The organism is Litoreibacter ponti, assembly GCF_003054285.1.
GTDB lineage: Bacteria > Pseudomonadota > Alphaproteobacteria > Rhodobacterales > Rhodobacteraceae > Litoreibacter > Litoreibacter ponti.
Window position 1 is genome coordinate 1,208,566 of sequence record NZ_QBKS01000001.1, and the last position, 18,550, is coordinate 1,227,115.

Sequence of the window (18,550 nt, forward strand, 5' to 3'; positions counted from 1 at the left end):
CCGGCATGGTGCGTTTGGCCCCTATCGGTTGGTACATCGGCCCGAGAAAACAAGCGCGTCGCCGTCTTGGGTGAAGGCCCAATCGTCGGGGCCACCGCTGACGCGCCACTCCGTCTCGGATCCGCCGAAGTTCAGCAGGCAGTATTTCGTGGCTTCAAACCGCACGCTTTCGCGCACCTCTTCCAGACCCGCGCCCTTGTTACGGACGCTGACGTCAAAAGCGCGCCGGTCATCGCTCGAAGACCGCAGCTTGGCCTTGAAGGGCAGCTCGCGCTCGCCCTCTGCCCCGCGGGACTTGTCGCGGCTGACGAGGCTGCACCCGACCGTGCCCGCCAGAAGCGAGGCGATGAGCAGCGCGCGGATCATGTCTTGAGCCTTGAGCCGTCAACGACGAGGTCCGTCTCGACCACGCCCACGCAGAACACATTGACCGTCAGCAGGCCATCCGCGCGCGTACGGGTGTCGGAGATCGGGTTCTCCCCCTCGCGGCAGGCGATTTCCATGGCCCGCAGCACCGCGCGGTTCTCATCCGCCGCCGGGATCGCGCCGCCATCCTTGTAGCGCATCACGACGCGGGTGGTATCGAGCGCGCGTGCGGCTTCGACAATCTCGATGGGTGGACCTTTGGGCGCCTCGGGGCCTTCGGGCACGCAGGCCGACAGGACCAGCGCGGCAGGGATCAGGGCAGCGCGCATCACTCGGCCGCCACCGCCGACACGCGGCCGGTTTTCTTGTGCTTGATGCGGTCTTCGATCTCGTTGCGGAAGTGCCGCACAAGGCCCTGGATCGGCCAGGCCGCCGCGTCACCCAGGGCGCAGATCGTGTGGCCCTCGACCTGCTTGGTCACGTCGAGCAGCATGTCGATCTCTTCGACCTCCGCCTCGCCGGTCACCAGCCGGTCCATCACGCGCATCATCCAGCCGGTGCCTTCGCGGCAGGGCGTGCATTGCCCGCACGACTCGTGCTTGTAGAACTTCGACAGCCGCCAGATCGCCTTGATGATATCGGTGCTCTCGTCCATCACGATCACGGCCGCGGTGCCTAGCCCTGAGCGCTGCTCGCGCAGCCAGTCAAAATCCATGATGGCGTCTTTTTCCATGATCTCCGCCGGCAGGCAGGGCACTGACGAGCCGCCCGGGATCACCGCTTTCAGGTTGGCCCAGCCGCCCCGGATGCCGCCGCAGTGACGGTCGATCAGCTCCTTGAAGGGGATCGACATCGCCTCTTCCACGACGCAGGGGTTGTTGACGTGGCCCGAAATCGCGAACAGCTTGGTGCCCGCATTGTTGGGCCGCCCGAAGCTGGAGAACCAGTCGCCGCCGCGCCGCAGGATCGTGGGCACCACCGCGATGCTTTCCACGTTGTTCACTGTGGTGGGGCAGCCATAGAGGCCCGCCCCCGCCGGGAAGGGCGGCTTCATGCGCGGCATGCCCTTCTTGCCCTCGAGGCTTTCCAGAAGCGCTGTCTCCTCGCCGCAGATATAGGCCCCTGCCCCGTGATGCAGGTACAGATCGAAATCCCAGCCAGACTTCGCGGCGTTGGGGCCAAGAAGGCCTGCCTCGTAGCATTCGTCGATGGCGGCCTGTAGCGCCTCTTTCTCGCGGATGTATTCGCCGCGGATGTAGATGTAGCAGGCATGGGCGTTCATCGCGAAGGACGCGATCAGCGCGCCTTCGATCAGGGTATGCGGGTCGTGCCGCATGATCTCGCGGTCCTTGCAGGTGCCCGGCTCCGACTCGTCTGCGTTGATCACCAGATAGGCCGGACGACCGTCGCTTTCCTTGGGCATGAAGGACCACTTCAGACCCGTGGGGAAGCCCGCGCCGCCGCGTCCCCGCAGGCCAGAGGCCTTCATCTCGTCGATGATCTTGTCCCGGCCCTGCTTAATCAGCTTGGCGGTTCCGTCCCAATGCCCGCGCGCTTTCGCGCCTTTCAGGGAGCGGTCATGCATCCCGTAGAGATTGGTGAAGATGCGGTCTTTATCTGCCAGCATGGCGCGATGTCCTCAATTGCTCTGCCCTAGGCCTGATCGCGCGAGCGCCACAGGCGGTAGGCTTCTATCATGACCCACACGAACACGGCGGCAATGCCGAGCTCGAGCAGGCCCATTATTTGGTTCGACCACCCGAAGGTGGCCCCCGCGAACTCCACCGCCATGAACGCCGCGGCGGCGGCGATCATCATGATGGCCAGTTTGCGGCCTTTGGCGGCGCGGGCGGCGTCATCGCCCGCATCGCCCCTCATTTCGCCAAGCGCGGGCGCATGTTACTTGCCCTTCTTGCTGCGCTTGGAAAACTCCGTCTCGCCGCCTTCGGCCAGGATTTTCGCCTGGGAGACCCAGTCGTCCCGCTCGATCCGGCCTTTGAACTTCAGGCGGCTGTCGACCCAGGCGATCTCGCCCGCGCCCCATTTGGCGATCTGGTCAAAGTGGTAGAAGCCCAGCTCGTTAAGCGTGCCTTCCAGACCCGGCCCCACACCTTTGAGCAGCTTCAGGTCGTCGGCGGTCTGGCCCGCGCGTGGTCCGGACAGGGTCTCGGGCGCGCTTTCTGCCGCGGCGGTTGCTGCATCGGCTTTCTTCTTGGCGGGTGCCTTCTTCGGCTTCGCCTTGGCTTCGACCTGTGCAGGGGCCGGGGCTGGCGTCGCCTGATCGGCGCCCTTGGGCTTGGCGGCCTTGGCCGCTTTTTCCTTGGCTTTGCCCGCCTTGCCGTCGGCGTCGCCGTCGTATTTCCACTCGCCCTTGCGGGTGGCAAGCTCGCTTTCACCGGCCAGCAGCGATGACTTCGTCGTGGAGGCTGATCCTGCGCTCGCAGATGCGGAAGACGCAGCAGCGGACGATCCGCTCGATTTGGCGGCCGCGCCGCCGGAGCTCTTCGCGCTCATCTCCGCCATGGCTTCGGCCTTGGCGTCCTTCGGCCCAACCTCGGGCGTCTCGATCGTGACCTCGCCCGGCGCAGGCAAGCTGCGGCAGAAGGCCCACATGAAGATCAGCGCGGCGACCACGAAGGCAACCGCTCCGAGGAACGCGGCCGCGACGAAGCTGAAGCCCGCAACGGCCATCAAAAGGACCGCAAGCAATGCGCCGCCGAGTGCCGCGATGCCCCAAGAGGCGATCACGCAGCCGAACGAGCCGGGATTGGGTTGTGTCATTGGAAGTCTCCCTGTCCGTTTTTAGACATCTATTTTGCGCCGCCTTTTTTGCTGCGGCTTGAAAATTCCGTGCTGCCCCCTTCGGCGAGGATCTTTGCTTGTTTCACCCACTCGTCGCGCTCAATGCGCCCTTTGAATTTCAGACGGCTGTCCACCCATGCGATCTCGTCCTTGCCCCACGCGGCGACCTGATCAAAATGGTAGAAGCCCAGCTCGTTGAGCGTCTTCTCCAGCCCCGGGCCGACGCCCTTGAGCAGCTTCAGATCGTCCGCTGTTTGCCCCTCGCGCGGCCCGGTCAGGGTCTCTGGCTTGCTGCCGTCGGGTTTGACGGCGGGGGCCTTCAACTCCGGGTCTTTTTTGGGTTTCGGGGCCACCGTGCCGGTCTTGGGCGTGGCGACGGTTTTGGCCTTGGCCTTCCCTTTGGTGGTCACCGGCTTGCCGTCGCCCTTGGGCTTGTCGGCATGGGGCTCGAGCGGGCTGTTGGCGGCGGCATCCACCGCGTTTTGGCCGTGGCCCCAAGGCGCCAGCAGCGGCACTTCGGTGCCGTCGATCCGTTTGACCGTGTCGCCGATGTCGGCTGCCAGCTGGACGGAGGCGTTGTATTTCGTCTTGCCGCTCTCGTATTCCGTCAGCGACGTCAGGCCCTTGAGCGGTTCCGCCGCGAACCGACCCTGCTGGGAGCCCGGTGTCGGCACGTCGCCGCGCGCCAGCATGTCGATGATGTCGCCCATGCTCTTGGCGGTCAGGTCCTCGTAGTAGTCCTTGCCGATCTGGGCCATTGGCGCGTTGGCGCAGGCGCCGAGGCACTCGACCTCTTCCCACGAGAACTTGCCGTCCTCGGACAGCTGATGGGCTTTCGGCGCGATCTTTTCCTTGCAGACCGCGACCAGATCCTCGGCCCCGCAGATCATGCAGGACGTGGTGCCGCAGACCTGAATATGGGCCACAGAGCCCACGGGCTGCAGCTGGAACATGAAGTAGAAGGACGCCACTTCCAGCGCCCGGATATAGGCCATGCCCAGCATGTCGGCGACGTGCTCGATCGCGGGGCGGGTCAGCCACCCCTCCTGCTCTTGCGCGCGCCACAGCAGCGGAATGATCGCCGAGGCCTGACGCCCCTCGGGGTACTTCGTGATCTGCGCCTCCGCCCAGGCCTGATTGGCTTGGGTGAAAGCGAAGCTGTCAGGCTGTTCTGCGTGAAGTCTGCGAAGCATGTCTGAGTGTGGCCTTTATCTTGTGGCTGTGGGCGAGGCCGCGCTTACGCGCAGGCCCCCACGGTGGAGCGGATGCCGCCGCCGGGCTGCTCGATGGCCTGCAGCTGCGCGATGGCTTCTTCCTCGACCTTGTCGAGCTTGCTGTCTTTCCAGCCAGTGATGTCGCGGATTTCGGCATGGGTGATGCCGTCAAAATCGATACAGCCCACCTGCGCCATGGCCGAGGCGTAGCGCGCCAGGTCGATATCATCGACCGACAGCTCCGGCGTCGGCACACAGGCGGCCAAGGTCAGCGCGCCAGCAGCAGCACAGGTCATCGTAAATCTAGTCATCGGTCAATCTCCCCAAAAACAACATCCATAGTTCCAATAATCGCGGCCACATCAGCAAGCTGGTGGCCTTTGCACATGTAATCCATCGCCTGCAGGTGCAGGAAACCCGGTGCCTTCAACTTGGCGCGGTAGGGCTTGTTGGTCCCGTCCGCCACCAGATACACGCCGAACTCGCCCTTTGGGGCTTCGACCGCCGCGTAGACCTCACCCTCGGGCACGTGGAAGCCCTCGGTGTAGAGTTTGAAATGGTGAATGAGCGCCTCCATCGAGGTCTTCATCTCGCCGCGCGTGGGCGGGGTCATCTTGCCCCGCGCCATCACATCGCCCTGGCCTTCCGGGGCGCGCAGCTTTTCGATGGCCTGCCGGATGATCGAGACCGACTGGCGCATCTCTTCCATGCGCACGAGGTAGCGGTCAAAGCAGTCGCCATTCTTGCCCACGGGGATGTCGAATTCGAACTCGTTGTAGCACTCGTAGGGCTGCGCGCGGCGCAGGTCCCATGCAAGGCCGGAGCCGCGCACCATCACGCCGGAGAAGCCGTAGTCGAGGATATCCTCCTCGGTCACAATGCCGATATCGGCATTGCGCTGCTTGAAGATGCGGTTGTCGCTGAGCAGCCCGTCGATGTCCTCCAAGACGGCCGGGAAAGTCGTGGTCCATTCCTCGATATCGTCGAGCAGGGCGTCGGGCAGGTCCTGATGCACTCCGCCGGGGCGGAAATAGGCGGCGTGAAGCCGCGCGCCGCAGGCCCGCTCGTAGAAGACCATGAGCTTCTCGCGCTCCTCGAAACCCCAGAGCGGCGGCGTCAGCGCGCCCACATCCATGGCCTGCGTGGTGACGTTAAGCAGGTGGTTCAGCACGCGCCCGATCTCGGAATAAAGCACCCGGATCAGCGAGGCGCGGCGCGGCACGTCGGTCTTGGTCAGCTTCTCGATGGCGAGGCACCAGGCGTGTTCCTGGTTCATCGGCGACACGTAGTCGAGCCGGTCGAAATACGGCAGGTTCTGCAGGTAGGTACGGCTTTCCATCAGCTTCTCAGTGCCGCGGTGAAGCAGCCCGATATGGGGATCGCAGCGCTCCACGATCTCACCGTCCAGCTCCAGCACCAAGCGCAGCACTCCGTGGGCCGCCGGGTGCTGGGGCCCGAAGTTGATGTTGAAGTTGCGGATTTTCTGCTCGCCGGACAGTGCGTCCACGCTGCCGTCGTCGAATTTGGAGCCGTCCATCATCAGGTCTTCTCCTCTGCTTTCTCATCGCCGGGCATGATGTACTCGGCCCCTTCCCAAGGCGACATGAAGTCGAATTGGCGGTATTCCTGAACCAGCTTCACAGGCTCGTAGACCACGCGTTTTTCGGCCTCGTCGTAGCGAACCTCGACATAGCCGGTGGTCGGGAAGTCCTTTCGCAGCGGGTAGCCGCGGAAGCCGTAATCGGTGAGGATCCGGCGCAGGTCCGGGTGGCCGGAGAAGAGGATGCCGAACATGTCGAACACCTCCCGCTCGAACCAGTTGGCGGACGGGAAAACCTCGTGCACCGACGGCACGATGTCGTCCTCGCGGATGGCCAGCTTCACGCGGATGCGGTGGTTCTGGTACATCGACAGGTAGTGGTAGACCACGTCGAAGCGCTTGTCGCGGGTCGGATAGTCTACGGCCGTGATGTCGATCATCGTCGAGAAGCGGCAGGCCCGGTCGGTCTTCAGGAACTCGGTGAAGGCCACCAGCGACGAGGGCGCGATATGCACCGTCAGCTCGCCATGGGCGATCTCGGTCGACAGCACGCAGTCGGGGCGCTTCAGCTCGATATGGGCTGCGAGTTCTTCAAGGGCAGAGCTCATCGAAACACCTTTCTACACGCGCTCATCGCACGATATTCCCCGTGCGGCGAATTTTACGTTGCAGCTGCAGGATGCCGTAAAGCAGCGCCTCGGCCGTGGGCGGGCAGCCCGGCACGTAGAGGTCCACCGGCACGATGCGATCGCAGCCGCGCACCACCGAATAGCTGTAGTGGTAGTAGCCGCCGCCATTGGCGCAGGACCCCATGGAGATCACGTAGCGCGGCTCTGGCATTTGGTCGTAAACCTTGCGCAGGGCGGGCGCCATCTTGTTGGTCAGCGTTCCGGCCACGATCATCAGGTCCGACTGGCGGGGGGAGGCGCGCGGCGCGGTGCCGAACCGCTCCATATCGTAGCGTGGCATGGCGGTGTGCATCATCTCAACGGCGCAGCAGGCGAGCCCGAAGGTCATCCAGTGCAGCGAGCCCGTGCGGGCCCAGTTGATGATGTCCTCGGTCGAGGTGACGAGGAAGCCCTTGTCCTGCAGCTCAGAATTCAGCTGCTCGGTCGCGACATCCTTGTCCCACCCGGCGGTGTTCAGTCCAGCCGCTACTCCCATTCGAGCGCCCCTTTCTTCCATTCATAGGCGAAGCCGATCGTCAGCACCGCGAGGAAGACCATCATCGACCAGAAGCCCAAAAGCCCCACGTCTTTGAATGCCACGGCCCAAGGGAACAGGAACGCCACTTCGAGATCGAAGATGATGAACAGGATCGACACCAGATAGAAGCGCACGTCGAACTTCATGCGGGCGTCGTCAAACGCGTTGAACCCGCACTCGTATGCGGACACCTTTTCGGGGTCAGGATTGCGCACCGCGACGATTGCGGCGGCCAGAATCAGGATGAGGCCCAGCACGATGGCCAGCCCCAGGAAAATCAGGATGGGCAGGTATTCCCGTAGAAGCTCGTCCACGTATGTCTCCTTCTCGCCTGCATATCATCGCACACAGGCTTTGTTGGCTGCATGATACTTACGCCTGCCCCGCCTGAGGGTCAACCGACGCAAGCCCCCTGAGGGCCGCGAAAAAACAGCGCGGGGGGGGCGGCAATTTGAGGCAATCCGGCATGGGGGTTCGCACCGCGGGACATGGGTCTTGGGCCGAGGGGATGTAGGAGGCCTCGCCATGGCCACGCGGTATGTCAGTGCTACGCGGTGAGTCGTTAAGGATTGGTTAATTTAAAGGGCGCGGCGGTGGTGTCCGGGACGGCAGCAATCTTTTGAAAAAAGATTGCGCGCAAATCCTTCATAAGGATTTGGCCCCAGACTTTCCGTGAAAGTCTGGCCCGCCTACCCCAACTGCGCCAGCAAGGCCAGTGATGGCGTGCCCGTGGCAGGCAGGCCCACGCTCGACTGATAGGCCCGGATCGCCGCCTGCGATTTCGGCCCAAGCACGCCGTCCGCGCCGCCCGTGTCGAACCCGCGTGCGGTCAGCCGCTCTTGCAGCCGCTTGCGCTGGTCAATCGTCAGCCCGTACTTGTCGGGGCCGAACGGGGTCTTCAACGGCCCGCCGCCCGCGATGCGGTCGGACAGGAAGCCCACGCCCAGCGCGTAATTGTCGGAGTTGTTGTAGCGCTTGATCGCGCGGAAGTTCTGACCCACGTCAAAGCGCGGCCCGCCCGGGTCAGGCTGCAAGCCGCCAGAGGTTTCCTCGCGGCCCCACTTCGCACCCCGCTGCCAGCCCAAGCGCGACAGGTAGGCCGCGGTGGAGGCCAGTGCATCCGACGGGTCCTCTGACCAGATATCTCGGCGACCGTCGCCGGTGAAATCCACCGCAAACAGTTGATAGGACGTGGGAATAAACTGCGTGTGCCCCATAGCACCAGCCCAGCTGCCCACCAGCTTGTCCGGTGTCGTGTCGCCGGTCTGCAGGATCTTGAGTGCCGCAATCAGTTGCTTCTCGAAGAACGCGCCGCGCCTGCCATCAAAGGCGAGCGTCGCGGTGGCCGAGGTCACGGGGATGTCGCCGCGCCGGGTGCCGAAATTGCTCTCCACGCCCCAGATGGCGCAGACCACCTCGGCGGGGACGCCGTATTTCGCCTCGATCGCGTTCAGCCTGCTGCGCTGGCGCGCAAACGCCGCGCGGCCCTGGGCCACCTTGTCGTCATTGGCGACGATGGCGAGGTAATCTTCGAAGCTGCGCTTGAACTCGGTCTGGTTGCGGTCCCGCTCGATTACGCCGGGCAGGAAGCCCACGCCGCGCAGCCCTGCATTGAGCGTCGCGTCCGAGACGCCCGCGGCCCGGGCGCGCGGCCTGAAGGCGGCGATCCACGCGTCAAAGGCCGGGTTCGCTGCGGCCTGAAGCGTGGCGGACCGGGTTGCTGCGACGGGGACTGGCGCGCCACAAGCGGCCAGCGCAGAGGCCCCGGACAGGGCCAGGAAATGGCGGCGATTGATCATGAGACTGCTCCCCTCTTTGCAAGGTGGTTTCAAGGGAGTTTACGCGAGACGTCCGGCTTAGGAAACCACCCAAGCGGCTTTGCGCTTGCCGAAGAAGGCATCAATCCCTTCGCCGCTTTCCGCGCTGTCCCAACGGGTAACGAGCGCCTCGATTGAGGCGTCGATTTCCGCCGGTCCGGGGGCTTGACCCAAGCGCAGGGCGAGCGCCTTGGCCTCTGCCACGGCACCCGGCGCGCAGGCGAGGTAAGGGGCGACCTCGGCCTCGACCACCGCGTCGAGGTCATCTGTGACTGTCGCAATGATCCCAAGCTCTTGCGCCTCTTGCGCGTCGAACACCCGGCTCGACATGAAGACCCGCCGCGCGCGCCCTTCGCCCATCCGGGCGATCACATAGGGCCCAATCGTCGCCGGGATCAGACCCAGCTTCGTCTCGGTCAGGCCGAACTTTGTGGCCGTGTCGGCAACCGCCACATCCGCGATGCAGGCGAGCCCCACACCGCCGCCAAAGGCACTGCCCTCGATCCGCGCGATCACTGGCGCGGGCAGCGTGTTCCATGCGCCCAGCATCGCCGCGAGCTTGCCCGCCTCCGCCGCACGGGTCGCGCTGTCGGCATTGATCTGCGCCTTCATCCAGTTCAAATCCCCGCCCGCGCAAAACTGCCCGCCCGCGCCCTGCAGGACCACCACGCGGGGCGGTTCGGCGGCCAATTGTGCGGCGCAATCGGAGAGCTCCGCGATCATCTCGCCGGACAGGGCATTGCGTTTCTCCGGGCGGTTCAGGGTGACAGTGGTCACGCCGCGTGGGTCGGATTTCAGCAACAGGGTCTCATACATCGTCACTCTCCTTGCGCATCGCGCGGGCCATCGTCGCGGCCTCGGCTATGATCCCGGCATCCAGGCCGGTCTCCAGCCCTTTGTTTTTCATGTGATCCATGACCCGCTCCGTCGCCACATTGCCCGCCGCCCCGGGCGCATAGGGGCAGCCGCCCAGACCGCCGACAGCCGTGTCAAAGACCCGCAGGCCATGATCCAGCGCGACGTCGATATTGGCCAAGGCCCGGCCCGATGTGTCGTGGAAATGCCCTGCCAGCTTTGATGGATCGCAGGCCCGGGTCACCGCTTTCAACATCGCCTCTGTGCCCTCTGGCGTCGCCCGGCCCACAGTGTCGCCCAGTGAAACCTCATAGCAGCCCATCTCGAATAGTTTCGAGGCCACGTCCGCCACCTTTGCCGGAGGTGTCGGACCGTCATAGGGGCATTCCACGACGCATGAGACATAGCCCCGCACAGGCATCTCGGCCGCCTCCATGATGGGCACGAACCGCGCCAAACTGTCTTCGATCGAGGCGTTCACATTGGCGCGCGAGAACCCTTCGGACGCGCTGGCAAATACCGCGATCTCGTCCACCCGCGCGGCCTTTGCGGCCTCAAAGCCACGGATATTCGGCGTCAGCGCCGCGTAGGAGACGCCCGGCGCGCGGGTGATCCCCGCCAGCACGTCGGCGCCATCAGCCATCTGCGGCACCCATTTGGGCGACACGAAGCTTGCCACCTCAATCCGCCTGAAGCCCGCTTGAGACAGCAAGTCGATCAGCGCGATCTTCTCCGAAGTCGGGATCAGCCGCACTTCATTCTGCAAGCCGTCGCGCGGGCCAACTTCGAACAGCTCGACCCGGCTCATGCCGGGGCCTCATAGAATTTGTCGCCGTAAAGCGGGGCGCCCTCGGGTGGCAGGGACTTCTGAAAGGCAGGCCGTGCCGTGATCCTGGCGTACCAGGCGCTGAGCGCCGCAAAAGGTTCGATATGTGCAAAGTGTCGGCCTGAATAGACCGAATACCCGCAAGAAATGTCGGCAGCAGAAAAGCCGCTATCCAGCAAGTGATCCCGCGATTGCAGCCTTTGGTCCAATGCCGCGTAGCATTTGGCGAGCCGCGCGGACTCCAGCTTCATCACAATCGGGCTGCGCATGTGATCCTCGTAGAGCGCGATGTGCTGCTGGGTCAGCGCCGCGCAATGCTGGGCCATCGTCTCGGCGAAATGCACCCAGACCAGCCAATCGGCGCGCTCGGGATCGCCGGGCGCACGGCCCAAACCGGCCTCTGGAAACGTCTCGCACAGGTATTCGGTGATCGCGCCGCTTTCGAACAGGGTCTGCCCGCCGATCTCGAGTGCTGGCACCCGCCCGACGGGGCTTTTCGCCAGATAGGCGGGGTCGCGCAGGTTCTTGCCGAACGGATGCACGACCAGTTCGAACGGAACATCCAGCTCGTGCAAAAGCCACAACGCGCGCATCGAACGGGTCTGATGCGCATGGTGCAAGGTGATAGGCAGCTCAGCCATCCTTGGCCTCGATCCGCACGAGGGGGGCGCCAGCCACCACCTGCGCGCCGCCCTCGACCATGACGTCGGCCACGATGCCGTCGGCATCGGCGCGCAAGGCATGCTCCATCTTCATGGCTTCCAGCACCAAAAGGCGGTCGCCTTTCGCCACCTGCTGGCCCGCGGTGACGTCGACGACCCGCACCAGCCCCGGCATCGGCGCGCGGGTCAGCCCGTCGCTGGCCGCATCGCTGTGGCGGTCCAACGGATCGGGCACCGTGAAGGCGTATGTGTTGCCCCAGAAGACCGCCCCTTGCCGCCCATCGCACCAGACCCGCGCAGCGATGGTGTCGTCCCCGATGGTCCAGGCATTTTGCGTGCGGGTGATTTGATGCGTTTCGCCGCCAACCTCGACACGGAATTGCCCGGGCCCAAGCGTCGTGATGCTGGCGGTGACCTCGGCTTCCCCGAACTGCAAATCGACGCTTTGCCCCTCGGCACCCCAGAGCGAAAACCCTGCAAACTCAGGCGCGTCCCCATCAAGACCCAAAGCGGCAATCCCGGCCAAAGCTTGCGTCCGGGTACAGGGGGCAGGCGTCTCGACCAGCGTGTCCAGATCGCGCGCGATCAGGCCGGTGTCGACCTCGCCTACAGAGAAGCCCTCGTGCTGGGACAAGGCCGCGAGGAAGCCAATATTGGTGACCGTGCCACCAATCTCGGTGGCCTGCAGGGCGCGGGTCAGCTGCGCCAACGCCGCGGCGCGGTCCGGACCATGCACCGTCAGCTTGGCGATCATCGGGTCGTAATGCGGGCTGATCTCGTCGCCCGGCCGCACGCCTGTGTCGATCCGCGCGCCGTCCGCGAACCGCAGATGCCCTAGTGTGCCAATGGCGGGCAGGAAGCCCGCTGCGACATCCTCGGCATAGATGCGCGCCTCGAAGGCGTGACCGGTGATCGACAGCTGATCCTGAAGCAGCGGCAGTGCTTCACCGCTCGCGACCCGTAACTGCCATTCGACCAGATCGACACCGGTGATCTCCTCGGTCACGGGATGCTCGACCTGCAGCCGCGTGTTCATTTCCATGAAGTAGAAGCGGTCCGCGCGTAGCCCGTCAGAGGCATCGACGATGAACTCCACCGTCCCGGCGCCCGCATAGCCCACCGCCTTGGCCGCGCGCACGGCGGCCTCGCCCATGGCGGCGCGCATCTCGTCGGTCATGCCGGGCGCAGGGGCCTCTTCGATGACCTTCTGGTGGCGGCGCTGCAGCGAGCAATCCCGCTCGAACAGATGCACCGCGTCGTTGCCATCGCCGAAAACCTGCACCTCGATATGGCGCGGGGTCGAGACGTATTTCTCGACCAAAACATCAGCATTCCCGAACGCCTTCTGGGCCTCGGTCTGCGCCGCTTCCAGCTCTTGCGCGAAGTCCTGCGCGCGCTCGACGCGGCGCATGCCCTTGCCGCCGCCGCCCGCGACCGCCTTGATCAGGACCGGGTAGCCGATCTTGTCAGCCTCGGCCGCCAAATTGTCCTGCGCGGCACCGTGATAGCCCGGCACGACCGGCACACCTGCCTTTTCCATCAAGCTCTTGGCCGCGTCTTTCAGCCCCATCGCGCGGATCGCGTCCGCCGAAGGGCCGATGAACACCAGCCCCGCGGCCTCAACCGCATCAACGAAATCAGGGTTCTCCGACAGGAAGCCATAGCCCGGGTGGATCGCCTGCGCGCCTGTTTTGATGGCCGCCTCGATGATCGCATCACCGCGCAAGTAACTCTCCGCCGGGCTCGCCCCGCCAAGGCTCACCGCCTCGTCCGCCATCGCCACATGGCGCGCAGCTCGGTCGATGTCGGAATGCACCGCCACTGTCGCCACGCCGAGGCGGCGGCAGGTCTCGATGACACGGCAGGCAATCTCGCCGCGATTGGCGATCAGGATTTTGCGAAACATGACGTCTCCCGGGAATGAAAATCGGCCACGGGCCGGACCCACGCGGCGCAGCCGTAGGGTCCCGCGGGCCAAGGGGGCTCGATGCCCCATTGGCCCGCCCCCCGTTTTGGGATCGCAGGCCTCACATCCGGAACACGCCGAAGCGTGTCTCCGCGATGGGTGCGTTCAGCGCGGCGCGGAGCGACAGGGCAAGCACATTGCGGGCCTTGCGCGGGTCGACGATGCCGTCATCCCACAGCCGGGCGGAGGCATAAAGTGGATGAGACTGCTCTTCGAACTGGTCGATAACCGGTTGTTTGAATTCAGCTTCTTCCGCCTCGGACCATGCGCCGCCCTTGCGCTCGATCCCGTCGCGGCGGACGGTGGCGAGCACGCCTGCGGCTTGCGGGCCACCCATCACCGAGATGCGTGAATTGGGCCAGGACCACATGAAGCGCGGCTGGTAGGCGCGGCCTGCCATGCCGTAATTGCCCGCCCCGAAGGAGCCCCCCACGACCATGGTGATCTTGGGCACCGACGTCGTCGCGACAGCAGTGACCATCTTGGCCCCGTGGCGCGCGATGCCTTCGTTTTCGTATTGGCGACCCACCATGAAGCCCGTGATGTTTTGCAGGAATACCAACGGGATACGCCGCTGCGAGCAGAGCTCGACGAAATGCGCGCCCTTGCTCGCGGCCTCGGAAAACAGCACGCCATTGTTCGCGATGATGCCCACCTGCAGGCCGCAGATTTCCGTAAATCCGCAGACCAGCGTCTCGCCAAACCGCGCCTTGAACTCGTCGAAGCGGGAGCCGTCGACGATGCGGGCGATGACCTCGCGGATGTCGTAGGGCGTCGTCAGCGAGGCGGGCACGACGCCGAGCAATTCGTCCGGATCGTAGGCCGGGGGCTCGAAGCTTCCCAGGTTGGGGTAAGAAATCGAAACCCCATCCCCAACTTGTACAACACTTTCCATGGCCCGGCGTGCGAGCGCCAGCGCGTGCGCGTCGTCTTCGGCGAGGTAATCCGCGACCCCAGACAGCCGCGTGTGCACATCGCCGCCGCCGAGGTCTTCGGCCGTCACCACCTCCCCCGTCGCGGCCTTCACCAAGGGGGGACCTGCGAGGAAAATCGTGCCCTGCTCTTTTACGATGATCGTGACGTCCGACATGGCCGGGACGTACGCGCCGCCCGCCGTGCAGGAGCCCATGACAACCGCGATCTGGGCGATGCCTTTGGCCGACATTCGGGCCTGATTGTAGAAGATGCGCCCGAAATGATCGCGGTCGGGGAAGACCTCGTCCTGGTTGGGCAGGTTCGCGCCGCCGCTATCGACCAGATAGATGCAGGGCAGATGGTTTTCCTCCGCGATCTCCTGAGCGCGCAGGTGCTTTTTGACCGTCATCGGGTAATAGGTGCCGCCCTTCACGGTGGCATCATTGCACACGATCATGGCCATCTTGCCCGAGACGTAGCCGATCCCGGCCACAACGCCCGCACAGGGCGCGGCACCCTCATAGAGCCCATGGGCCGCCGTCGCGCCGACCTCCAGGAATGGTGATCCGGGGTCGAGCAGATTGGCCACCCGGTCGCGCGGCAGCATCTTGCCGCGGGAGGTATGGCGGTCGCGCGCGGCGTCGCCCCCGCCCCGCTGTGCGGCCTCTGCGGCCTCGGTCACGACGCGCAGGGCTTCGAGATTGGCGGCCTCGTTGGTGCGGAACTCGTCGGAACCTGTGGCGATATTGGAGGTCAGTTTCATAGTGTTACCTCGGCCGCATATCGCGCAGCGCAAGCGCGCGTTCGGCGGTCATCACCAGCAGGCAGTTGGCATAGGCGACCGAGCGGATCGTGCCGCCGCTCCAGCGGTCGTAGGTCAGCCGGCATTCGGCATCGCGAAAGGCGATCCACGCGCGCTGCGCGGTCCTCAACGCCTCGGCATGCTGGGGCAACGTACTGCGGGTGGCCTGGTATTCCTGATTGAGCAGCGTGTCCCAGGCTTGGGTCTCGGACGCGATGCAGGCGGCGATGCCGGGCGTGGTGCTGCCGCCGGGCTTGAGCTGGCAGTCGTTGGAGGCCGCGCCAAGGCAGTCGGGATATCGCTCGCCCTCCGCCGTGGCTGCGTGGCAGGCGAAGACCCGCTGCGGATCAGCGGAGAGGTCCTGCGCCGCGACGGGCGTGGCGCCGAGCGCCGCGATAAGGGCGAGCGCGCGGATCATTGGTCTTTGTATTCGCAATATTGCGCCGTCGAGCGGCCTTCGATGCAGGCAGCAAACTCGCCGGACAGCCCGGCCATCTCGGAGATCTCGCACCCCAATCGGGCGCTTTCCGCGCCGGTCTCGCGGGATGCGGCCTGCGCCTGGCACTTCTGCACCACGTAACCCGTCCATTGCCCCATGATGTCGAGCACTTCGGCGGAAGCGTCGAGCGTGATGGCGTCGGTGAGATCCTTTTGCAGGATCTCGACCGTGGTGACCCAGCCCTTGCGCACCTCGCCCAGGCAGGCGGCGTGGGCGTCGGTGCCGACCTCGTGGCTGACGCAGGGCTGGAACATCAGCTCGACGCATTGCGGCCATTGGGTCGTGGTGCCCATGTTCTCGAGGCAGGCGAGCACGAGGACCTTATCCTCGGCGATGGTCGTATTGGCCTGCGCCACAGTGGGCGCTGCCATCAGTGCTGCGATCAGGGTGAGGTATTTCATGTCCGTGTCCTTCAGGCCGCGTCGCGCGGGGCAACGGGCTGTTTCGTGGCCCAGTCGCCGGGGCCGTTTTCTTCGATCAGCCCGCCGAGGGGGCCGACGTGATATTCGTAATGCCTCGCCGCATCAAAGGGCTCCGGGCCGCAAATGACAACCATGCGGGTCGCCCCCTGCCCGGGCCGCGCACGGCAATGGGTCATGTCCGCCTGCGGGTGTGTGTCGAGGTAGCGGGCCGCGTAGGTCTCGATGATCTCGGTCTCGGTGAGTTTGAGGGTTTGCGAGCGGTAATAGGCTGCGCCCGCGAGCAGCAGCAGGGTGAGCAGCGCGAGGCTTGCGAAGTGGAGGGGGCGGAGGGTCATTGGACGACCTCAAGTTCCGAATTCTTTCTTAGCCAGAAACCGACTGCACCAGCCCAGACAAATATCCACGCTTGAATAACCCACGCATCAAGTCTGAACAGGAAGACTGGAAGGTGTAGTCCGAGAAAAAACAGGAAAAAAAAGAGACGTTGACGGTGAGGAGGTTGAACTCGAAGCGATTCCGCGCAGTTGGGGCAGCTTCGGTCCAGACCGGAAACCCTCGGAATACCGGGACTAAAAAGATCAGTAATTATCTGTTTCGGCGCAGGGGCTTCGCAACGAGGGCACGCCAGTCCCAATATCCACGAAGCAAACCTCATTACCCCATCGCCCCCATCAGCTCCCGGCCGATGAGCATGCGGCGGATCTCGGAGGTGCCGGCGCCGATTTCCATCAGTTTGGCGTCACGGAACAGCCGCGCGACGGGGGCGTCGGCGAGGAAGCCTGCGCCGCCCATGGCTTGGACGGCCTGGTGGGCCTGCTTCATGGCCTCCTCGGACGAATAGAGCACGCAGGCGGCGGCGTCCTGACGGGTGACCTGGCCGCGGTCGCAGGCTTTGGCGACCTCGTAGACATAGGCCCGCGCGGTGTTCATCGCGGTGTACATGTCGGCGATCTTGCCCTGCATCAGCTGGAAGCTTCCGATGGGTTTGCCGAACTGCTTACGCTCGGCCATGTAGGGCATGATCTCGTCGAGGCAGGCGGCCATGATGCCGGTACCGATGCCCGCCAGCACGACGCGTTCGTAATCGAGGCCGGACATCAGGACCTGCACGCCGCGGCCCTCCTCGCCCAAGATGTTCTCGAACGGGACCTCGACATCTTCGAAAACCAGCTCTGCGGTGTTCGAGCCGCGCATGCCGAGCTTGTCGAAATGGGGCGAGGTAGAGAAACCTTTCATGGATTTGTCGATCAGGAAGGCGGTGATGCCCTTGCTCCCCGCCTCCGGATCGGTCTTGGCGTAGACCACGAGGGTCGTCGCGTCGGGGCCGTTGGTGATCCAGTACTTGTTGCCGGTGAGGCGGAAGTGGTCGTTGCGCTTCTCGGCCTTGAGCGACATAGAGACGACGTCAGAGCCGCTGCCCGCCTCTGACATGGCGAGCGCGCCGACATGGGCGCCGGAGATCAGGCCGGGCAGGAAATGCACCTTTTGCTCCGGGCTGCCGTTGAGCGCGATCTGGTTCACGCAAAGATTGGAGTGCGCGCCGTAGCTGAGCGAGACGGAGGCAGAGGCCCGCGCGATCTCTTCCACGGCGATCACATGGGCGAGGTAGCCCATGCCCGCGCCGCCATCGTCTTCGGGCACGGTGATGCCCAGCAGGCCAAGCTCGCCCATCTCTTTCCACAGCGCGGGCGGGAAGGCATTGGTCGCGTCGATCTCGGCGGCCATCGGCTTGACCCGCTCTTGCGCCCAGCGGTGTACCATGTCGCGCAGGGCGTTGACGTCTTCACCAAGATCGAAAGTCATGGATGCGGTGAACATTGGGGGGTGGCCTCGCAGCGAATAGGTTATTGAACACTTGTTCAAATCCTACGCCGCCGAAGGTGACTCGGTCAACTCAAAGCGTGCCCGGACTGCCCGGGTGACGTTAACGGAATGCGAAACTGCGCTATCGATTGGTTAACGAACGCCGCGTAACGGTAAGGTATTCCTTACCTTTTGGTGGAAACTAGCGCTATTAACCCTTTGTCAACGTTGCATTAACCTTGCGCCGCTACAGGCCTTTGCCGCATTTTCGTCTCATTCACTTATCCTCTGATCGAGTTGTCGAAAATGATCTATCTGGCCTTCTACCGGGGGGAGGGACGCCTGCTCTCCGATACCCTTGTGCAATATGTGACGCGTTCCGAGTTCTCCCATTGCGAGCTTCTGGAGAGCCCGCGCCCACCGCGCGACGGCGAGACCCATATGTGCATCACAGCGCAGGGCAAGAGCGGGGGTGTGACCCTGCGCGAGGTGCATTTCCGCCCCGGGGCCTACGAGTTCGTGCAGGTGCCCTGGGCGCCCCATGACACGTTTGCGCGCGCGGCCAAGCGGCTGGGGCAAGGCTATGACTACTGGGGGCTTTTGATGACCCAGTTCATCAACCTGCGCCGCCACGTGGAGACGCGGTATTTCTGCTCGAAACTCTGCGCCGAGGCCCTGGGGCTGGACGAGGCGCAGACCTACGGGCCGGGGGATTTGAAGCGCATCGTGGAAGAGCACAACCGCCACTTCCGTCTGGCGCATATGGCCGCGCGTCAAGGCGTGGTCGCCGAGGGGGCCGTCACCGCCCCTGCCCCCGCGAACCTGCCGGGTCTGCCCGAGACGAGCGTCGCGGGT

General features: G+C 64.5%; 21 protein-coding genes. All 21 read right to left on the reverse strand.

What is annotated here, in order from left to right:
- Positions 1–21: 21 nt before the first annotated feature.
- The gene (locus C8N43_RS06060) at positions 22–366 is read right to left on the reverse strand and encodes a hypothetical protein (protein ID WP_107844744.1); all 345 of its coding nucleotides are present in this window, start codon (positions 364–366) and stop codon (positions 22–24) included.
- Entirely contained in the window at positions 363–695 is a 333-nt protein-coding gene (locus C8N43_RS06065) for a hypothetical protein (RefSeq protein WP_107844745.1), read from the reverse strand. Before C8N43_RS06065 ends, C8N43_RS06060 begins: the two co-directional genes overlap by 4 nt.
- Positions 695–1,993 carry an NADH-quinone oxidoreductase subunit NuoF gene (nuoF, locus tag C8N43_RS06070; RefSeq protein WP_107844746.1) on the reverse strand — a complete coding sequence of 433 codons (1,299 nt, stop codon included), beginning with the start codon at positions 1,991–1,993 and terminating at the stop codon, positions 695–697. Before nuoF ends, C8N43_RS06065 begins: the two co-directional genes overlap by 1 nt.
- A 26-nt stretch (positions 1,994–2,019) precedes the next feature.
- Entirely contained in the window at positions 2,020–2,244 is a 225-nt protein-coding gene (locus C8N43_RS06075; protein ID WP_107844747.1) for a DUF5337 family protein, read from the reverse strand.
- Positions 2,245–2,265: 21 nt separating this feature from the next.
- Positions 2,266–3,147 (reverse strand): NADH-quinone oxidoreductase subunit E, encoded by an 882-nt coding sequence (locus C8N43_RS19795; protein ID WP_245912919.1) that lies wholly within the window; start codon positions 3,145–3,147, stop codon positions 2,266–2,268.
- A gap of 29 nt (positions 3,148–3,176) precedes the next feature.
- Positions 3,177–4,361, reverse strand: coding sequence for an NADH-quinone oxidoreductase subunit E (locus tag C8N43_RS06085; protein WP_107844748.1), 1,185 nt, complete (start codon positions 4,359–4,361; stop codon positions 3,177–3,179).
- A 44-nt stretch (positions 4,362–4,405) separates the two neighbouring features.
- Positions 4,406–4,693: a hypothetical protein gene (locus tag C8N43_RS06090; RefSeq protein ID WP_146174170.1), complete on the reverse strand. Its 288-nt coding sequence runs from the start codon at positions 4,691–4,693 to the stop codon at positions 4,406–4,408.
- A complete protein-coding gene (locus tag C8N43_RS06095) occupies positions 4,690–5,919 on the reverse strand; it encodes an NADH-quinone oxidoreductase subunit D (RefSeq protein WP_211308594.1) in 1,230 nt (409 codons plus the stop codon). Before C8N43_RS06095 ends, C8N43_RS06090 begins: the two co-directional genes overlap by 4 nt.
- Positions 5,920–5,921: 2 nt before the next feature.
- Positions 5,922–6,530 (reverse strand): NADH-quinone oxidoreductase subunit C, encoded by a 609-nt coding sequence (locus C8N43_RS06100; protein WP_107844751.1) that lies wholly within the window; start codon positions 6,528–6,530, stop codon positions 5,922–5,924.
- Between the two features lie 22 nt (positions 6,531–6,552).
- Entirely contained in the window at positions 6,553–7,086 is a 534-nt protein-coding gene (locus C8N43_RS06105) for a NuoB/complex I 20 kDa subunit family protein (RefSeq protein WP_107844752.1), read from the reverse strand.
- The gene (locus C8N43_RS06110; protein ID WP_107844753.1) at positions 7,077–7,442 is read right to left on the reverse strand and encodes an NADH-quinone oxidoreductase subunit A; all 366 of its coding nucleotides are present in this window, start codon (positions 7,440–7,442) and stop codon (positions 7,077–7,079) included. Before C8N43_RS06110 ends, C8N43_RS06105 begins: the two co-directional genes overlap by 10 nt.
- Positions 7,443–7,817: 375 nt before the next feature.
- Positions 7,818–8,927 carry a lytic murein transglycosylase gene (locus C8N43_RS06115; RefSeq protein WP_107844754.1) on the reverse strand — a complete coding sequence of 370 codons (1,110 nt, stop codon included), beginning with the start codon at positions 8,925–8,927 and terminating at the stop codon, positions 7,818–7,820.
- Between the two features lie 57 nt (positions 8,928–8,984).
- Positions 8,985–9,761, reverse strand: a complete 777-nt coding sequence (locus C8N43_RS06120) for a crotonase/enoyl-CoA hydratase family protein (protein ID WP_107844755.1) — start codon at positions 9,759–9,761, stop codon at positions 8,985–8,987.
- On the reverse strand, positions 9,754–10,608 hold the full coding sequence (locus tag C8N43_RS06125) for a hydroxymethylglutaryl-CoA lyase (RefSeq protein WP_107844756.1): 855 nt from the start codon (positions 10,606–10,608) through the stop codon (positions 9,754–9,756). The genes C8N43_RS06120 and C8N43_RS06125 overlap by 8 nt, the downstream gene beginning before the upstream one ends.
- Positions 10,605–11,267, reverse strand: a complete 663-nt coding sequence (locus tag C8N43_RS06130; protein ID WP_107844757.1) for a glutathione S-transferase family protein — start codon at positions 11,265–11,267, stop codon at positions 10,605–10,607. The genes C8N43_RS06125 and C8N43_RS06130 overlap by 4 nt, the downstream gene beginning before the upstream one ends.
- Positions 11,260–13,194 carry an acetyl-CoA carboxylase biotin carboxylase subunit gene (locus C8N43_RS06135; protein ID WP_107844758.1) on the reverse strand — a complete coding sequence of 645 codons (1,935 nt, stop codon included), beginning with the start codon at positions 13,192–13,194 and terminating at the stop codon, positions 11,260–11,262. The genes C8N43_RS06130 and C8N43_RS06135 overlap by 8 nt, the downstream gene beginning before the upstream one ends.
- A 121-nt stretch (positions 13,195–13,315) precedes the next feature.
- Positions 13,316–14,932, reverse strand: coding sequence for a carboxyl transferase domain-containing protein (locus C8N43_RS06140; RefSeq protein WP_107844759.1), 1,617 nt, complete (start codon positions 14,930–14,932; stop codon positions 13,316–13,318).
- Positions 14,933–14,936: 4 nt separating this feature from the next.
- A complete protein-coding gene (locus tag C8N43_RS19560) occupies positions 14,937–15,389 on the reverse strand; it encodes a lysozyme inhibitor LprI family protein (protein WP_158269923.1) in 453 nt (150 codons plus the stop codon).
- A complete protein-coding gene (locus tag C8N43_RS19565; RefSeq protein ID WP_158269924.1) occupies positions 15,386–15,871 on the reverse strand; it encodes a hypothetical protein in 486 nt (161 codons plus the stop codon). Before C8N43_RS19565 ends, C8N43_RS19560 begins: the two co-directional genes overlap by 4 nt.
- Positions 15,872–15,882: 11 nt before the next feature.
- Positions 15,883–16,227, reverse strand: coding sequence for a hypothetical protein (locus C8N43_RS06150; RefSeq protein ID WP_107844761.1), 345 nt, complete (start codon positions 16,225–16,227; stop codon positions 15,883–15,885).
- A 319-nt stretch (positions 16,228–16,546) separates the two neighbouring features.
- Complete coding sequence (locus C8N43_RS06155; RefSeq protein WP_107844762.1) at positions 16,547–17,710, reverse strand: acyl-CoA dehydrogenase family protein; 1,164 nt, start codon at positions 17,708–17,710, stop codon at positions 16,547–16,549.
- Positions 17,711–18,550 lie beyond the last annotated feature (840 nt).

Excerpts from the sequence above, each read along its gene's own strand:
- C8N43_RS06125 (WP_107844756.1), bottom strand. The coding sequence starts at position 10,608 with ATGAGCCGGGTCGAGCTGTTCGAAGTTGGCCCGCGCGACGGCTTGCAG.
- C8N43_RS06135 (WP_107844758.1), bottom strand. The coding sequence starts at position 13,194 with ATGTTTCGCAAAATCCTGATCGCCAATCGCGGCGAGATTGCCTGCCGT.
- C8N43_RS19565 (WP_158269924.1), bottom strand. The coding sequence starts at position 15,871 with ATGAAATACCTCACCCTGATCGCAGCACTGATGGCAGCGCCCACTGTG.
- C8N43_RS06090 (WP_146174170.1), bottom strand. The coding sequence starts at position 4,693 with ATGACTAGATTTACGATGACCTGTGCTGCTGCTGGCGCGCTGACCTTG.
- C8N43_RS06105 (WP_107844752.1), bottom strand. The coding sequence starts at position 7,086 with ATGGGAGTAGCGGCTGGACTGAACACCGCCGGGTGGGACAAGGATGTC.
- C8N43_RS06100 (WP_107844751.1), bottom strand. The coding sequence starts at position 6,530 with ATGAGCTCTGCCCTTGAAGAACTCGCAGCCCATATCGAGCTGAAGCGC.
- nuoF (WP_107844746.1), bottom strand. The coding sequence starts at position 1,993 with ATGCTGGCAGATAAAGACCGCATCTTCACCAATCTCTACGGGATGCAT.
- C8N43_RS06140 (WP_107844759.1), bottom strand. The coding sequence starts at position 14,932 with ATGAAACTGACCTCCAATATCGCCACAGGTTCCGACGAGTTCCGCACC.
- C8N43_RS06155 (WP_107844762.1), bottom strand. The coding sequence starts at position 17,710 with ATGTTCACCGCATCCATGACTTTCGATCTTGGTGAAGACGTCAACGCC.
- C8N43_RS06095 (WP_211308594.1), bottom strand. The coding sequence starts at position 5,919 with ATGGACGGCTCCAAATTCGACGACGGCAGCGTGGACGCACTGTCCGGC.
- C8N43_RS06130 (WP_107844757.1), bottom strand. The coding sequence starts at position 11,267 with ATGGCTGAGCTGCCTATCACCTTGCACCATGCGCATCAGACCCGTTCG.
- C8N43_RS06085 (WP_107844748.1), bottom strand. The coding sequence starts at position 4,361 with ATGCTTCGCAGACTTCACGCAGAACAGCCTGACAGCTTCGCTTTCACC.
- C8N43_RS19795 (WP_245912919.1), bottom strand. The coding sequence starts at position 3,147 with ATGACACAACCCAATCCCGGCTCGTTCGGCTGCGTGATCGCCTCTTGG.
- C8N43_RS06120 (WP_107844755.1), bottom strand. The coding sequence starts at position 9,761 with ATGTATGAGACCCTGTTGCTGAAATCCGACCCACGCGGCGTGACCACT.
- C8N43_RS06060 (WP_107844744.1), bottom strand. The coding sequence starts at position 366 with ATGATCCGCGCGCTGCTCATCGCCTCGCTTCTGGCGGGCACGGTCGGG.
- C8N43_RS06075 (WP_107844747.1), bottom strand. The coding sequence starts at position 2,244 with ATGAGGGGCGATGCGGGCGATGACGCCGCCCGCGCCGCCAAAGGCCGC.
- C8N43_RS19560 (WP_158269923.1), bottom strand. The coding sequence starts at position 15,389 with ATGATCCGCGCGCTCGCCCTTATCGCGGCGCTCGGCGCCACGCCCGTC.
- C8N43_RS06150 (WP_107844761.1), bottom strand. The coding sequence starts at position 16,227 with ATGACCCTCCGCCCCCTCCACTTCGCAAGCCTCGCGCTGCTCACCCTG.
- C8N43_RS06115 (WP_107844754.1), bottom strand. The coding sequence starts at position 8,927 with ATGATCAATCGCCGCCATTTCCTGGCCCTGTCCGGGGCCTCTGCGCTG.
- C8N43_RS06065 (WP_107844745.1), bottom strand. The coding sequence starts at position 695 with ATGCGCGCTGCCCTGATCCCTGCCGCGCTGGTCCTGTCGGCCTGCGTG.